General features: G+C 39.9%; 15 protein-coding genes and 1 tRNA gene. 9 read left to right on the top strand and 7 right to left on the bottom strand.

The window, feature by feature from the left end:
• Positions 1 to 91: 91 nt before the first annotated feature.
• On the top strand, positions 92 to 1,348 hold the full coding sequence (locus tag EHQ52_RS10015) for an SH3 domain-containing protein (RefSeq protein ID WP_135615045.1): 1,257 nt from the start codon (positions 92 to 94) through the stop codon (positions 1,346 to 1,348).
• Here EHQ52_RS10015 and EHQ52_RS10010 read toward each other — a convergent pair.
• The 3 genes from EHQ52_RS10010 to EHQ52_RS10000 form a co-directional block, all read right to left on the bottom strand.
• Positions 1,345 to 2,124 carry a hypothetical protein gene (locus tag EHQ52_RS10010; RefSeq protein ID WP_135615044.1) on the bottom strand — a complete coding sequence of 260 codons (780 nt, stop codon included), beginning with the start codon at positions 2,122 to 2,124 and terminating at the stop codon, positions 1,345 to 1,347. The genes EHQ52_RS10015 and EHQ52_RS10010 overlap by 4 nt on opposite strands.
• 71 nt (positions 2,125 to 2,195) lie before the next feature.
• The gene (locus EHQ52_RS10005; RefSeq protein ID WP_135615043.1) at positions 2,196 to 2,711 is read right to left on the bottom strand and encodes a TlpA family protein disulfide reductase; all 516 of its coding nucleotides are present in this window, start codon (positions 2,709 to 2,711) and stop codon (positions 2,196 to 2,198) included.
• An 18-nt stretch (positions 2,712 to 2,729) separates the two neighbouring features.
• A complete protein-coding gene (locus EHQ52_RS10000) occupies positions 2,730 to 3,629 on the bottom strand; it encodes a decaprenyl-phosphate phosphoribosyltransferase (RefSeq protein ID WP_135615042.1) in 900 nt (299 codons plus the stop codon).
• Between the two features lie 224 nt (positions 3,630 to 3,853).
• Between EHQ52_RS10000 and EHQ52_RS20075 the strand changes: the two genes are divergently transcribed.
• Positions 3,854 to 4,027 carry a hypothetical protein gene (locus tag EHQ52_RS20075; protein ID WP_167492200.1) on the top strand — a complete coding sequence of 58 codons (174 nt, stop codon included), beginning with the start codon at positions 3,854 to 3,856 and terminating at the stop codon, positions 4,025 to 4,027.
• A gap of 7 nt (positions 4,028 to 4,034) precedes the next feature.
• On the opposite strand, the gene EHQ52_RS09995 is transcribed toward EHQ52_RS20075, so the two are convergent.
• Positions 4,035 to 5,603 carry a TrkH family potassium uptake protein gene (locus EHQ52_RS09995; RefSeq protein WP_135615706.1) on the bottom strand — a complete coding sequence of 523 codons (1,569 nt, stop codon included), beginning with the start codon at positions 5,601 to 5,603 and terminating at the stop codon, positions 4,035 to 4,037.
• A gap of 331 nt (positions 5,604 to 5,934) precedes the next feature.
• Here EHQ52_RS09995 and fusA point away from each other — a divergent pair, with 331 nt between their 5' ends.
• The 7 genes from fusA (at position 5,935) to prmC (ending at position 12,764) form a co-directional block, all read left to right on the top strand.
• A complete protein-coding gene (gene fusA, locus EHQ52_RS09990) occupies positions 5,935 to 8,055 on the top strand; it encodes an elongation factor G (protein ID WP_135615041.1) in 2,121 nt (706 codons plus the stop codon).
• 92 nt (positions 8,056 to 8,147) lie between these two features.
• Complete coding sequence (locus EHQ52_RS09985) at positions 8,148 to 8,801, top strand: LIC_10271 family cell wall hydrolase (RefSeq protein WP_425269386.1); 654 nt, start codon at positions 8,148 to 8,150, stop codon at positions 8,799 to 8,801.
• Between the two features lie 35 nt (positions 8,802 to 8,836).
• On the top strand, positions 8,837 to 10,066 hold the full coding sequence (locus tag EHQ52_RS09980; protein ID WP_135615040.1) for an amidohydrolase family protein: 1,230 nt from the start codon (positions 8,837 to 8,839) through the stop codon (positions 10,064 to 10,066).
• 24 nt (positions 10,067 to 10,090) lie between these two features.
• Positions 10,091 to 11,152, top strand: coding sequence for a tetratricopeptide repeat protein (locus EHQ52_RS09975; RefSeq protein WP_135615039.1), 1,062 nt, complete (start codon positions 10,091 to 10,093; stop codon positions 11,150 to 11,152).
• Entirely contained in the window at positions 11,153 to 11,794 is a 642-nt protein-coding gene (locus tag EHQ52_RS09970) for a Crp/Fnr family transcriptional regulator (protein WP_008594423.1), read from the top strand.
• A 22-nt stretch (positions 11,795 to 11,816) separates the two neighbouring features.
• Positions 11,817 to 11,893, top strand: a tRNA-Arg gene (locus EHQ52_RS09965).
• A 7-nt stretch (positions 11,894 to 11,900) separates the two neighbouring features.
• Entirely contained in the window at positions 11,901 to 12,764 is an 864-nt protein-coding gene (prmC, locus tag EHQ52_RS09960) for a peptide chain release factor N(5)-glutamine methyltransferase (protein ID WP_135615038.1), read from the top strand.
• Between the two features lie 79 nt (positions 12,765 to 12,843).
• On the opposite strand, the gene EHQ52_RS09955 is transcribed toward prmC, so the two are convergent.
• The 3 genes from EHQ52_RS09955 to EHQ52_RS09945 form a co-directional block, all read right to left on the bottom strand.
• Positions 12,844 to 13,317, bottom strand: a complete 474-nt coding sequence (locus tag EHQ52_RS09955; RefSeq protein WP_135615037.1) for a hypothetical protein — start codon at positions 13,315 to 13,317, stop codon at positions 12,844 to 12,846.
• Between the two features lie 758 nt (positions 13,318 to 14,075).
• Positions 14,076 to 14,867 carry an SH3 domain-containing protein gene (locus tag EHQ52_RS09950; protein ID WP_135615036.1) on the bottom strand — a complete coding sequence of 264 codons (792 nt, stop codon included), beginning with the start codon at positions 14,865 to 14,867 and terminating at the stop codon, positions 14,076 to 14,078.
• Between the two features lie 135 nt (positions 14,868 to 15,002).
• Complete coding sequence (locus EHQ52_RS09945; RefSeq protein WP_008595143.1) at positions 15,003 to 15,347, bottom strand: P-II family nitrogen regulator; 345 nt, start codon at positions 15,345 to 15,347, stop codon at positions 15,003 to 15,005.
• Positions 15,348 to 15,355: the final 8 nt, after the last annotated feature.

Raw genomic sequence — 15,355 nt, 5'->3', positions numbered from 1 at the left:
AAATAAATGTTTCTTGTAATTCTCTTAAAAATTTTCTCTGTCGACATTTTTAAACATTTAACGATCTTTCATCCTGCGGAGACCGAAATTCTTGAAACCTAAACATTATAATATTCTTCCATTTTTTCTGATCGTATTTCTTCTTTCATCATTCTGCGCTACGGTCCCAAAAGGTTTCGGACATGTATCTCGCAATGACTTAAAGGTGTTTCGTAGCCCTTCTGCAAAAAGTGAGATCGTATTTTCCGTCGATAAAGCAAGTTCTTACGACGTACTTATCACTAATGTTAAGGACATGGATTCTACAAACGGAACTCCTTGGCTAAAGATCAGACAAAAAGATAAAACAGGATTTATCCAAGAGGAAAATAAAAGTTCTAAATACGGGATACAGATCTTCCTACCGGCGATCCGAGAAAAATTTGGGATCGTTACCGCTACACAATTACTATTGAGGGATTATCCCGGCAGTGAAGGAAAAGTTTTAGGAAAATTAAAGACTAGAGAAACTTTAGAGATCTTAGCGGAAGGTCAGAACAAAGTTTTAATCGATGGAAACTCCGGGACTTGGGCAAAGGTAAAATCCAATGATGGCAAAATAGGTTTCGTTTTCGCTCCCTATATCATGAGGGGAGAAGATCCCAATATTCTTTTAGCCCAAAAAGATATGGAAATGAAGGAAGAAGGTTGGGCCTACATTCGAGAAACCCCGGATAAATTGTACGATTTTAAAAATGGAAAATTGAAAGCACAGAGTGAATCTCCAGATATTCGTTCTGAAGAACTTCTTCCGATTACGGGAAGACTCGTCCGATCAGACGGTAAAGTTTATTTCAAAGTATATAAAGCCGATGCAAGCAGACCAGGATTCGAGGATGATGTCAAGGTTACTGTTATGGCAAATGGCTATCTTTCTTCAAATTTAGTAAAGACAGCTAAAAGATACTCTTCTCTTTATATATCAATTTACCCTCAGGACCCAATAAAGAAAAAGATCATCGAAAAGATCGATCAAAATGGAGGAGACGATATTGATGTGGAAAGTGTGCAGGTTAACACTTTTAAACATAAGAACAAAACCTATTTTGTGGCGATCCTAAGATATCTTAGCGGTTATAGCAGCTGTAACGGATTCGGCTGTGGTGAATATGATACTGTTTTTGCTTTTTCTAAAGTCGGCAATAATTTAGAAGAAATATTTACAAGCGATGGAGATCATATATTTTTTTATGAAGGTGATCTAACAATCAACATAGAAAGGATCTCACCACCGGAAGGAGAAGGACCGTCAGGAGTTAAAACCGAAACAGTATACAAATTTAATGGAAGCACTTTCCAAAGTGATTAAAGATACGTATCTTCGTCCAGAAGTTCCGCTGCTTCGATTTCTTCCAGACCACGATTAGGGAATGCCTGCTCATAAAATAGTGCTGCGAATAGATCGAAGTCCTCGTCTGCCGGTAGATTTTTTTTCTCCCAGTATTCGTTCCTTCTTTTGATCAGAACTGAAATTGTCTCGTCTTCTAAAGAGAATTCTTTTCCACCTCTGTTCATTCTGCGGATTAGCCAATTCAGATTGTGGATAAAAAAATTTCCTGTGAACTCTAACGTAGAAAGAGAAGGTTCTCTTTTCATTAGATTTTCAGTATGATACAGAGGAATTCTTAAATAATAAGGGTCCTTAGTCTGCTGGTACTGCTTGAATCCGTTAGAAATAGATTCGAAAAACGGCCAAGAATTTGTATAAGAAGTTCGGATCAGTTTTTCTTTTTCAGGATGAAGCCTGGCGACTTCTACCAGATCCACAAACTGATCATTCTTCAGAGCTTCTCGTAGAATAGAATCCATGGGAGAAGGTCTTGCTTCCGAATTTACAAGATAAACGTAAAGATATTTTATCTCGTAGGCAAATCTGGATTCTCTTGGAATATAATATTCTATCCAGATAGGTTCTTTATAATAATTTACTAATTCTTCTTCAGGTAGATCAGGAGTGACACTAAGCGATTTTAACTTTTTGACGTCGTCTGTGATTACTTTTTGGCCGTGAACCCGAGTCCTGGAACGTTTGATCTGTTTCAGTTCCGACTTATTTAAAAGTGGTTTCGGTTTGTACGAGTCCATCGGATTGATTATCGGAAAGGAGAGGTCTAAAATTCAAAGGTGAGAAGAAAGAAGGACATCTTTTAGGACGATCAGGACCATAAAATTCTTGCCCAGATTAGCCTTAGGAACATGCCCAAAGGACTCATAATTCCGGACTCTGCGAATCTTACCTTTCCTTCTCCGTCCAAAATATAAAAACTAGGATAACCCCTGATCCCCCAATCTCTAAGTAACATTGGATTTCCTACAATCACAGGAAAATCGACAGCTTGTTTTTCGAGATAGTCTTTGAGAGCGGAGGAATTTTCTCCTTCTTCTACACTTATGAATGCAAAATGATTTTCGTCTTTGAGTGTGGATGCATACCACTTAACTAGAGGAAGATTTGTATTACAAACTCCACACCAGGTTGCCCAAAAATATACTACTGTGGTCTTACCTTTTATATTCGCTTTTTCTCCGATAGGAGTCCTGAATTCTTTTCCATCCAGACTCACTACAGGTTCTGTATCCAAGGCTCTAAACCAGGCTAGAAAAAAAGTCGCGGAAAGAAGAAGAGCCAATGCTCCTCCATATTGAAATCCCGCTTTTACATTTTTGTTCATGCCTTAGTTAGACCTAGACTATAACTGAAAAGGAAGACTTTGTCCGGAACCTGAATACATTATCCAAACAACTAGTAAAAGCCATAAAAATCCCGCCACAAGGACACCCCAGTCGGTCAAAATCGCCTTAGTAGGATTATGGCCCATGTTCTTGATATAGATAATATACAAAGATCTAAAGATCGCATAAACTACGATCGGGATCGTATACACCATTTTATCTGTGCCTAAATTTTCGATCGTACTCGGACTAGTAACGTACATAACGTAGGTAACCAAAGTCATTGTGGCAACAATTCCCATCATCAAGTCTAAGAAGTTCACAGAATATTCTTCCAGGATCTTTCTGTGGCCTTTGGCTCCTTCTTCCAAGATGATAAGCTCTCCTCTTCTTTTTCCGAAACCCCAATAAAGGGCCAACATGAATGTACAAAGAAGAAGCCAAGAAGAGAAACTCACTCCAACTACGATAGAACCTGCGATCGCTCTCACTACGAATCCGAAAGAAATGCTCATCACATCTAAGATGACCATATGTTTTAAGAAGCGGCTATAAACTATATTAAAGATCAAATAGCCAACAACCCAATAGAAGAACTCAGCCTGTAGTCTGAAGGAAAACACCAGGGTGATAGAAAGTAAAATTGCTGTCAGTAGAAGTGCTATAGTAGGGGAGATTGCTCCGGAAGCGAGAGGCCTATGCTTTTTTTCAGGATGAAGTGCGTCTTCTTTTCTATCCAGAAAATCGTTTAGAACATATTGGCAGCTTGCGGTGAGTGAAAATAGAAAAAATGCGTAAATCGCTCTTTCTACCGATTCCAGGTCTCCTAATTTTTTACCGAATATGATCCCAGCAAATAGGATGATATTTTTAATCCATTGATGGGGTCTTAAAAGTTTTATATAGGAAAATAACATTCTCTCTCCAGAAATCAGTTCGCTTTAGGGGCCAGATTGATCTGAAATAGAAGGCTTGCAAGGGAATTTTGGCTCTAAAATGGGAGGAGATTTCTCAGGTTTTGGGTGGAGGATTCCACAAGAGACAAAAACAAAAAACTAGTCTGAAAGGATTAAAATCAGAATCTTCACATTTTAATTTTAAGCTTTACGATTACTCATTGTTAGCTTATCAAATTCACACTATGAACAGCAGGAAAATCACATATAAGATCGTAGAAAGTAAGGATCCATTAACGCAAGATGCGTTCGATCCGTTAGGAGCAATAGGTTTCGAACTCATTTCAGTAGTTCATGATCTAAAAATGGATCGTTATATCTATTATTTTAAATTGGCAGAAGCTCACCAATTATCTTAGAGATTGTTTATCCTACTTGGATCTTGACTCCATCGTCCTGGGCGCCTAAGGTTCCTAATCCAGAATGGCCAGTAAATGCGATCAGAAGAGTGAACACTCCTACTCTTCCCACATACATAATACAAGGATATAAAAACTTTTCTACTCCAGTGATATAAGGAGTTAATCCTTTCGTTAATCCAACTGTTCCGAATGCAGACATGACTTCGAAAAAGATTTCCTCTATTCCATGTCTATGTCCGTTTGCGATCGTGATCACCAACATAAAGAATACGATGGAGATCGTTGCTAAAAAGTAGATCCGAGTGGAGATCGCGATCGAATTTTTAGAAACTTCTTCTCCCATGATGGTCACTCTTGCCTGAGGACTGATCACATTTCGCAAATACATTAATAGAATTACAAACGTTGTGATCTTAATTCCACCGGCGGCACCTTGAGGACCACCTCCTACAAACATCAAAGAACAAAGAAGAACGTAAGTTGGGCTTCTCATTTCAGAAAGATCGAATGTATTAAATCCAGCAGTTCTAGAAGATACGGAAAGGAAGAAGGAGTTGAATAGTTTATCTACGAAGTCCAGTTTTCCGATTGTTTCAGGATTGTCCCATTCTGATAATAATACTCCGATCCCACCCACATGGACCAATATTATAGTTCCATAAAGTAGAAGTTTCATTTGGATCCTGTTGGCTTCTCCCTTTAATGCCTTTCTATAAAGAGCGAGTCTTTCCTCAGCCCAAAAAGACATACGGATCAATACAAGATAGATCCAAGAAGGTTCTTTACCTTCTTCTAACGCTCGGGACATTAGATAAGTTTCCATGACTACTTCTACCCTATGCATTACATTTCTGAATGCTTCGAGTAATGTTTTTTCAAAGAATAAAATAACTGGGAAGCCTATACCTCCCATTACTACCAAACTTTCTACCACCAAAAGAGAGAGTGGTTCTTTGGATAAGAATGAGAGATCATCTACAATCGAAAATCCTGCGTTATTGAATGCAGAAACAGAAGTGAATAAACTTAAAAAAACTCTGTTTGGATCGCCAGGCAATCCGCTTAGATCTTCCGGCATTGCCCAATATAGTAAAAATGCACCGACCAATTCTATCGAAACCGATATATTCAGAATAGATAATAAGATCCTTCGAACATAAGGAGCGTTTGTACTTTTTCCATCTGCCGATTCATGTGAATCAATTGCCTCGAATACAAATGAAGCGATACGAGTACTTCTGGAAAGTCCTCGAACCACTAAGATCCCAACTAGAACTGTAAATGTGATAATTCCTAATCCACCGATCTGGAATAAGAACATGATAATGACTTGGGTGGAGAATGCGAGCTCGCTGATAGTAACAGTAGTAAGACCAGTTACACAAATGGCTGAAGCGGACAGATAGAATGAATCTGCGTAGGAGATCCTACCTTCTTCCGAAGCATAGATCATAAAGGACCCAACCAAGATCGCTCCTGCAAATGCTAGACAAAGGATCCTTGCTACTGATAATAGCAAAAATGCCCTGGCGATTCGGTTTACGTTTCTTTTGAAGAACTTAAATGAGCCCATGTATAAGGGCAAAACTACCCTTTCAGAAACTATTTTGACCCTGGCAAACCGGGGCAATGAATTTCCTAGTATTGGAAGCAAACGTGAATTGGTTCCTAAATCAGAATGAAACTGTAATCTATATTTTATCTAAGAACAGGTTATACAAGCCAGGATCGGCAATCCATTCTTGGAAACGATCTTTACAAACGCGGCCCTTTCCGAAAATTGGTAAGAATTAGGGTTCCTTTACCTAGGGAACCCAGTCAGATTAGTATCCACGTAAAGTTTCTATTCTGCTCCGTTAAAGAGTATAATTGGATTTTCCGTGTGAACTTTTAAAGAGGACTCAATGAGCACTGCAGTTGCGGACTTCAAACCTACCGAAAAACTCCTAAAAACTAGGAACATCGGAATTTCCGCCCATATCGATTCAGGGAAAACCACTCTGACCGAGAGGATTCTATTCTATACTAACCGTATCCATGCGATCCACGAAGTTCGCGGTAAAGATGGGGTCGGAGCAAAAATGGACAGTATGGAATTAGAGCGCGAGAGAGGAATTACCATCCAATCCGCAGCTACCTACTGCCAGTGGAAAGATTATACTATCAACATCATTGATACTCCGGGCCACGTGGACTTTACCGTTGAGGTAGAGCGTTCCTTACGGGTTCTGGATTCCGCTATCTTAGTTCTTTGCGGAGTTTCTGGAGTTCAATCTCAGTCCATCACTGTGGACAGACAGATGCGCCGTTATAATGTTCCTCGTGTAGCTTTTATTAATAAGTTAGACCGTACTGGAGCAAACCCTTTCCGTGTGATCGACCAATTACGCGAGAAGTTAAAACATAATGCTGTTCCAGTTCAAATTCCAATCGGTCTCGAAGGAGACTTAGTAGGGATCGTAGACTTAGTTACGATGAAAGCCGTTTATTTCGAAGGAAAAGACGGAATGGAAATCACTGAAAAAGAGATTCCTGCTGAATTACAAGAACTTGCTAAGAAGAAGAGAGAAGAACTCTTAGACGCAGCTTCTATGTTCTCAGACGAATTGACTGAAGCTATGCTGGAAGGGGAACCTACTGTAGAGCAAATCAAAACTGGGATCCGCAATGGAGCGATCGCTTTGAAACTGACCCCAGTTTTCATGGGTTCCGCTTTCAAGAACAAAGGAGTTCAAAAACTTCTGGATGGAGTTTTGGATTACCTTGCTTCTCCTGTGGACGTAGTTAACTCCGCTTTGGACGTTAAAAACGAATCCGAAAAAGTTGTATTACCTTCTGATAAAGACAAACCACTCGTTTGCCTCGCGTTCAAACTTGAGGACGGACGTTATGGTCAGTTGACCTATGTCCGTGTCTACCAAGGAAAGATCCAAAAAGGTATGACCATCTACAACATGTCGAACAACAAGAAACATAACGTTGGTCGTCTATGTCGTATGCACTCAGACGAGATGGAAGATATCGACTACGCAGAAGCTGGTGATATCATCGCATTATTCGGTATCGATTGTGCTTCCGGGGATACTTTTACTGACGGAAAAATGAACGTTTCCATGGAATCCATGTTCGTTCCTGCTCCGGTAATCTCTCTTACAATCGAAGCTAAAGAATCTAAACACTTGAACAACCTTGCAAAAGCTCTTAACCGCTTTACCAAGGAAGATCCTACGTTCCAAACTCACGTAGACCAAGAATCCGGACAAACCATCATCAAAGGAATGGGAGAACTTCACCTCGAAGTTTATATCGAAAGGATGAGAAGGGAATACGGAGTAGAGCTGATCACTGGCGCTCCTCAGGTTGCGTATCGTGAAACTATCACTGCTCGCGCAGACTTCGACTATACGCACAAAAAACAAACGGGTGGTCAAGGTCAGTTCGGTCGTGTTGCTGGATTCATCGAGCCAATCCCATTGGAAGAAGATAAGAATTACGAATTCGTAAACAGCGTAGTGGGAGGAGCAATCCCTCGCGAATTTATCTCTTCTGTAGATAAAGGATTCAAGAGCTGTTTGGATCGTGGAAGTATGATCGGATTCCCTATCATCGGGGTAAAACTGACCATCAACGACGGTTCTTACCACGACGTGGACTCTTCCGATATGGCATTCCAGATCGCAGGACGTTATGCATTCCGCCAAGGTTTCAGCAAAGCAAATCCTCAGATCCTTGAGCCTATCATGAGAGTAGAAGTTGACGGTCCTGCGGAATTCCAAGGTCCAATCCTTGCTTCCCTGAACCAAAGACGAGGAATGATCCTAAACACCACTGAGCAAGATGGATATTGCAAAGTGGAAGCTGAAGTTCCTCTTTCTGACATGTTCGGATATTCTACTGTGATCCGTTCTTCTACCCAAGGAAAAGCGGAGTTCTCCATGGAATTCTCTCGTTACGCTCCTGTTCCAAGAAACGTAGCAGAAGAATTGATGAAAAAGTACAAACCGAACTCCAAAGACGAAGATTGATCTTAAGAACATTCTTCTTTTTGGAAAAAAGGGAGCCAATCCGGCTCCCTTTTCTTTTTGGTGGAGAGCGAAATTTGCCGATATTTTAGAGTATGCGGGAGTTCCATTTCATTCGTCTGATATGTTTCGCAATGTTGCTCATTTCTTTTCCTTCTCAAATAACTTCCGCAGGAACTCAATTAAAGATCCATACTGTCCAACCCAAGGAGACTGCATTTTCTATCTCCCAAAAGTACAAATTGGATTGGAGAATGCTTCTAGAATGGAACGGCAAAAAAGAAAACGAAGGTTTGAAGGTGGGAGAAAAACTGAAAATTCCCCAAAACCTATCCTACTCTTCTAAGATCGAAAAAAATCTCCCTGAAGACCTGCCTTCTTCCGGAGCACCTAAGTTCCATTCTCCTTTAAAAGTACTTCCTCCTGTTTCGCTTCCTTACTCTAATTTATCTTTTTACCCGAACAAGGGAGTTCTGTTTAAGGCAAGCAGACATAAGGATGTACATCCGATCCGGTCCGGCAAAGTAGTTGTACTGGACCAAATGGACGGTTACCGGAAATATATTATTTTAGAGCATAAAGGTGGATACTCCAGCGTGTATGCAAATCTCAGATCCGTTTCTGTCAAAGAAGGCGAGACGGTAAAAACGGGAGATTCCTTAGGTGAATTGGAAGAAGGCAAAGGGCTTTATTTCCAGATCAACCAAGGCACCAAGGCTGTGGATCCGATCCCACTTTTGAAATACTGATCGCGGCTATTAAGTATATTAGGTTTTTGCACTGAATGGAATGGGAAATTGTAAATTCTAAGGCCGTAACTCCTCAAGGAGTAATGGAGAATGCAACTATCCGTATTAAGGACGGAAGGATCTCTTCTATCTCCTCCGGGATACCTAAAGATGTTCTGCCTATCCGTATCAATCTAAGAGGGAATTTCGTTTATCCAGGACTGATTAATGCTCATGATCATTTACTTGGCACATATCTTCCCAAAGTTGGAACAAACCGTCCTTATCTGAATTGGCTTCCTTGGGACAACGATCTCAAATCTTCTGTAGTTTATGCAGAAAGACAACAACTCGAGCCTGAGCAGCTTTATCTATTAGGTTCTTATAAAAATCTGATCAGTGGTGTGACTTCCGTTTTGGATCATATCCCCCACTTCGTCCAAAAACCTTTTTTAGATAAATCTCCAGTTCGTATCTTAGAACGTTTTACTCTTTCTCATAGTATTTGTTCTTATTCTCTTGGCTGGGGAGATGGCCCACAGATAGAATACGCAAGAGCAAAAGAAGGGAATCTTCCTTTCGTAACTCATATCTCTGAAGGATTCGACGAAGAATCCAAAAACGCCCTAAGAGAATTAAACTCTATTGGTTGTTTGGGAGAAAATACTGTACTCGTCCATGGGATAGCTTTCGATCCAGAAGATATCAAAACAGTTTCGAAAACAAAGGCAAACTTGGTCTGGTGTCCTGAGTCCAATTTGTTTATGTTTGGTAAAACTGCTCCAATCCAGGAAATCCTGGAAGCAGGGATCAACGTGAGTTTGGGCACGGATTCTCCAATGTCAGGGTCCATAAATATTTTCCAAGAGATCAAAGTGGCCAGAGAATTTTTTGCCAAAGAATATGGAAAAGAATTGGATCCTAAAATTGTTTTTAAGATGGTCACTGAAAATCCTGCAAAGGCTCTTCGGGTAGAGAACGATCTGGGCAAATTGGAAATCGGAAAAAAGGCGGATCTTTTAGTTCTTTCTTCCGAAAAAGAAGACGCTTACCAAACACTTTGCAGCGCGGATCTTAAGTCCGTACGCTTGGTGGTAAAGGATGGGAGACCTTCCTACGGCGACCTTTCTTTGAAAGATTTTTTTGACGAAACTGGTGTGACAGGGCGCGAAATTAAGATCGCCGGAACCGATAAATACCTTGCAGGAGACCCCCTAGGGTTGCTAGAATCGGTCACCCGGGCCCTTGGTTACAAAAAGGATTTGGCATTTTTTCCTGTCGGGTGAGATTTAGAGTGGAAGGTAACGGTCTTGGCTGGGCCCATAATCCGAACTTATAAAGGCGGTTCTATTATTTACTTCGAGAAAGATCGATCGGAGGATATCTATGTCCTCAGACAAGGTCGAGTCGTTCTCACGTACACCGCGATCGATTCCGGTTACGAAGTAAAAGAAGATGTAAGACTGGGAGAATTTTTCGGAGTCAAATCCGCACTCGGAAAGTATCCTAGGGAAGAGACCGCTCAGGTTGTAGGCGGAGCAACCGTCCTAGTTTTCAAACTTTCAGACTTCGAAACATTCGTAGCAGAAAAAACCCATCTCATCTTAAAGATGATGAAGGTATTCTCTAGCCAATTGCGACTCGTTCACAAAAAATTGAGAGAGATCTTGGGTCAGGCAGAAGCTAGAAACCCTGCATTCGAGCTAATGAACGTTGCCGAAGTATTTTATAAAAACAATAACTTCGAACACGCAGCTTACGGATTCGGAAAATATCTGGAACATTATCCTAGCGGGCCTTATGCAGGAAGAGCAACCGAGCTACAAGACCTAGCAAGAAAGGGAACTCCTTACCCTATCAATATGCCTCCTTTAGTTTACGATGCAGCTTCTACCAGAGCGCCTATGTCCCAGGAAAATCTGCAGAATATTATGAAGCCTGCTACTGAGAAAACGAATCTGGGAGCCGGCACAGACAATACAATTACTTCTCTCTATAACCGTGCTCATACATTCTTGAACGTAGGAAAATTTGAAGAAGCAGCTGCTATCTTCAAAGATCTGATGGTCCGCACTGACTTCAAATATGATAGCGAGAAGAAGCTCGTGGACAATGCACTTTTCCAAATGGGAGTTTGTTTCCTAAAGCTGAACAATTTAGATACTGCGAGCAATACCTTCTCCGCTTATATTAAAAAGCATCCATCCGGAGAATCAGTAAAAGAGTCTTTATTTCATTTGGCAGAGATCGCGGAACAACAAGGAGATCGTCAGAGAGCAGGAATGTTATTCGGCAAGGTAGCATTACTTCCTCCGGAAAGAGACAGTCTCTCCCAAAAGGCTCGCCAAAAAGCCAAGGAGCTCAGCACCTAAATGGATTTAATGCTCGAGTCAATGTTCTCAAAGTTCGGAAAAACTTTCGAACCAAACCAGATCATATTCTGTGAAAACGAACCAGGAAACGATTTCTTTTTGATCCAGGCCGGAAAGGTAAAGATCACTAAAACTGTGGGGAATTCCATCAAAACCTTAGATATCTTAGAACAAGGAGATATCTTCGGAGAAATGGCGATCTTAGAAGAACAACCTAGAAGTGCGACTGCAATCGCAATTTCAGAAGTGAAAGTTCTTAACTTCAATAGAGCAAACTTCGAACTATTGATGACCAAGAACCCTACACTTGCACTTAAGATCCTAACAATATTCTCCGTAAGGATTTACGATGCAAAACGAAGATTACTTATCCTATTACTGGATGATATCATCGGTAAAGTAGCCGACGTATTCTTAATGTTGTATGAAAAAATGCATACACATACTGAATTCAAAGAGGTCGTGCTCAACGTAACTGTAGAAGACGTCGCAGATTGGTGCGCCCAACCGGTGGGAGAAGTCCAGAAGGTTGTGAACCAATTTGCTAAAAGCGGTAAAATCGAGATATACTCCGACAAAATCGTAATTCACAATATTAACGACTTCCAGAGAATAGTCTCCCAGAAGCGCAAACCTTCTTAAAAGAAAACCAGCGTTCTAAAATGGTCCCGTAGCTCAGGTGGACAGAGCAGAAGTTTCCTAAACTTTTGGTCGGAGGTTCGAATCCTCTCGGGGCCACCATCAAATCATGGCAGATTCCCAAGACAACGTTCTGAACCTACTCAAGAAATCGGAAGAATTTCTAAAAAAGAAAAACATACCTTCTGCAAGATTGGACGCGGAGATATTACTCGCAGACCTACTCAAGATCCAAAGAGTTAAACTCTATATTGATTTTGAAAGACCACTCTCTCCGACAGAAAAAGACGAATATAGAGAAAGGATCGTCCAAAGATCCAAATTCAGACCTACAGCTTATATCATAGGGAAGAAGGCATTTTTCGATTCAGAATTCCACGTAAATGAATCAGTCCTTATCCCGAGACCAGAAACAGAAGAATTAGTCGCCTGGGTATTAGAAGAATATCCCAATAAAGAAAACAATTTAGAAGTTCTGGACCTATGTTCCGGAAGTGGATGTATCGGGATCAGCCTAGCCAAGGCCAGAAAAGAATGGAAAGTATCCTTCACAGATGCTTCTGAATCTGCATTAGAGATCAATCGTAAGAATATTCAAGAAATCTTAAATACAGAAAAAAGTTTTGAAATTTATCAAGGAGATCTATTCTCCCCTATTCCAAACGAGACCAAATTTGATCTGATCGTTTCTAATCCTCCTTATATACCTGAAGCAGATAAGTCTACAATCATGCCGGATGTAATAGATTACGAACCTCATCTTGCATTATTCGTTTCTGATTTCCAAGGATTTCATACTAAGATCCTAACAGAAGCAAAGACAAAATTAAAACCAGAAGGCAGATTGTATTTAGAAACTCATCCGCGTTATTCAGGCTGGCTGAAGGAAACTGCACTTTCTCTAGGATATTCCGAAGCAGATCTGAAAAAGGATCTGTCCGGCAGAGATAGTTTTGTCAGATTGAAAGTTTAAAATATAGGGACCGCCGCTCTGTAGACGCGAAGACCAATCCCTATAATAGAGTTTTATTATTCATTCTTTAAAAGTTTCTTTATGGGCAATGTAGATAACTACTAAGGGAAGAATTCCAAGCAAACGTCGGATCAAAATCCGTTTTCAAACCACCACCTATGCCCGAGAAAGCGCTAATCCCATGTTGTAACATATAAACAGGATTATACTTCGGAGGTCCGAGTAGTTTGACACGATTGCAAAGAGATAAAAGTTCATTCGACCCGGGTTGTAGCTTATTTTTCATATAGTCCTGGAATGCTTTTTTACGGTCTGCATCCAGGGTTGTTAGATTATTCATCAGTAGTACTGTAATTGCCTGATGAGCTGTTTTATCATTAACTCTTAGAATATCAAATCTGCCATAAATCCCGGCAACGGCAAAAAGTTCCACAGCATGTTCAAAATCATCCTTCTCCAAACATAAACGAGTTCCCGGTAATAGATCTGCAGGAGTATTCGTGTTCTTAAGATCAGAAATACTTACACATCCAACAGGCTCGAAAGATTGCAAATTTCCTTTGCTTTCGTAATTTATAGTCTGGGAATTTTGCCCTCCCGGCCTCGAGACGCAACCGAATGTAATAATTGCAAAAAATATAATAATTAGAAATTTCAAGACTGACCTTCTTCTATCCATTATTGAATAGGTTTATTTCTTTTAGAGATATGAAAGTATATGTCAAGGTATTTTAATTAAGAAATTCTTGATAAAATAATATTCTAAAATACGTTTTAAATACTGGAATGCCTCAGGGGATTTAGATACGACCTTGGTCATCTTTCTATAAATACAAGGCCTCTCTTATGATATGAGTGCGAATTAGAAATTGAGGGTGAAAAATTTTGTATGGATTTTCGCTCTTATCTCAAATGGGATATTGTCCCAATGTTCAACCATCACTATCTCTGTTTTATAATTTATAGATTTCCCGGAAACGGAGGGACCTTTGAACTTTCAATAGAAGACCTTACACCTTTAATAAGCAATTCCTTTATCCAAGAATTGTTTCTTGTATTTAAGATCTACGTATTCTTCCGTGAGTTCCAGAACTTGAGAAACTGTCTTTTTGCTCTTTAGGTTAGTTGGGGAATAATTAAGATGACCTGATCGAATGAGGAAAATTGTCCCAGATATTATAAAAATGAGCCCAAGAAAAAAGATGAACTTTCGTTTCAAAGGATACCTCCAAGGCATCCTTCAGATGTATTAACGCGAACTCAAATTCTATTTTTTTCTATAACTTATCCCATTTCGTAGATCTAATCCCTTCACTCCGAAATCGCCTTTAACTGATTTCCAGGATCGAAGATCGTACATTCAATACCTTTGGTTTTCAGAATAGGTTGTAAAAACAATTCGTCCTCGCTTAGGGTCCATGCTTTGCGAATCTTTAATTTATCTAGAGCCACCTCATAATGGTTTCCGATAGTTACTCCAGTCTTACGCATTTGTATTTTTAAGATTGCGAGTATGACTTCTTTTCCATCTAAACCGGGAGTAAAACATTGAGCAGTAACTCTGTTTAATATCTCTTCGTCTTTTTGAGGAATATCCAATGTGATAGCATGTAAGATCCTCCATTCGGTTATATTTTGGGAGATTTGGTTCTTACTTTCTAAAAACGCAAAAATATGTTTTGGATCTGCCTGATAAATATTTAGATATAAGCCCTCATTTATAATATGAGTGCGAATTAATTTTATAGATCGGATAGGATGATGATAAACTAGTCCAGTATAGGAATTAGAACCTGGAGGCAAAAAATCTGGATGTTTAAAACTTAGGTAACCTCCGAAAACCCAACCTTCTCCTTCTTCACTTTTAATCTTGTACCAATAATTTTCGAACCCTTCTATATGCGCTAATCTTTGGTCCTTCTCCAAAATTTTCACTTCTCCCTTATACGGGATCGTTCCCATCTTTTCAGAAGAAAGTTTAGGAGCAGATCTTATCTTAATCCCTGCTCCATTGCTTACATATGCAGATTGATAATTAGAAAAACATCCTAACAGGAATGTCGTGTAAAATGCTACAGCGATGTATTTTAGAAATCTAATCATAAGAAACACGGATTAGATATATACTTTTAGAATAATATCGTCTAACAAAAAACAAACGATAGTAAGCTCGTACATAAAAATGGGGCCGGTAAATCACCGACCCCGAAGCTAGTTTCGACTCGTATTGGGGAAGAATTAAATCGCTGAGCTTCCTCTTTCTCCTGTGCGAATACGGATTACATCTTCGAGAGGAAGAATTAGAATTTTTCCGTCTCCGATCTTTCCGTCGCCAGTTTTGGCAGCTTTTAAGATCGCATCTACGGTAGGTTTTACGAACTCGTCGTTTACCGCGATCTCCAATCTTACTTTTCTAAGAAGGTTTACTTGGTATTCGTGTCCACGAAATACTTCAGTTTTTCCTTTTTGCTGCCCGTAGCCTTGCACGTCACTTACGGTAAGTCTATAAATTTCATTCTTAGTAAGCTCCGCTTTAACCTCTTCCAGTTTATGGGGCTGGATAATTGCTACGATTAATTTCATATGCTCTC

Source organism: Leptospira koniambonensis (assembly GCF_004769555.1).
GTDB lineage: Bacteria > Spirochaetota > Leptospiria > Leptospirales > Leptospiraceae > Leptospira_B > Leptospira_B koniambonensis.
The sequence above is the reverse complement of the archived record's forward strand: the minus strand, read 5'-3'. Positions and strand labels throughout refer to the sequence as shown.

Coding starts and splice junctions, on each gene's coding strand:
- EHQ52_RS10010 (WP_135615044.1), bottom strand. CDS start 2,124: ATGGACTCGTACAAACCGAAACCACTTTTAAATAAGTCGGAACTGAAA.
- EHQ52_RS10005 (WP_135615043.1), bottom strand. CDS start 2,711: ATGAACAAAAATGTAAAAGCGGGATTTCAATATGGAGGAGCATTGGCT.
- EHQ52_RS10000 (WP_135615042.1), bottom strand. CDS start 3,629: ATGTTATTTTCCTATATAAAACTTTTAAGACCCCATCAATGGATTAAA.
- EHQ52_RS20075 (WP_167492200.1), top strand. CDS start 3,854: ATGAACAGCAGGAAAATCACATATAAGATCGTAGAAAGTAAGGATCCA.
- EHQ52_RS09995 (WP_135615706.1), bottom strand. CDS start 5,603: ATGGGCTCATTTAAGTTCTTCAAAAGAAACGTAAACCGAATCGCCAGG.
- fusA (WP_135615041.1), top strand. CDS start 5,935: ATGAGCACTGCAGTTGCGGACTTCAAACCTACCGAAAAACTCCTAAAA.
- EHQ52_RS09985 (WP_425269386.1), top strand. CDS start 8,148: ATGCGGGAGTTCCATTTCATTCGTCTGATATGTTTCGCAATGTTGCTC.
- EHQ52_RS09980 (WP_135615040.1), top strand. CDS start 8,837: ATGGAATGGGAAATTGTAAATTCTAAGGCCGTAACTCCTCAAGGAGTA.
- EHQ52_RS09970 (WP_008594423.1), top strand. CDS start 11,153: ATGGATTTAATGCTCGAGTCAATGTTCTCAAAGTTCGGAAAAACTTTC.
- prmC (WP_135615038.1), top strand. CDS start 11,901: ATGGCAGATTCCCAAGACAACGTTCTGAACCTACTCAAGAAATCGGAA.
- EHQ52_RS09950 (WP_135615036.1), bottom strand. CDS start 14,867: ATGATTAGATTTCTAAAATACATCGCTGTAGCATTTTACACGACATTC.
- EHQ52_RS09945 (WP_008595143.1), bottom strand. CDS start 15,347: ATGAAATTAATCGTAGCAATTATCCAGCCCCATAAACTGGAAGAGGTT.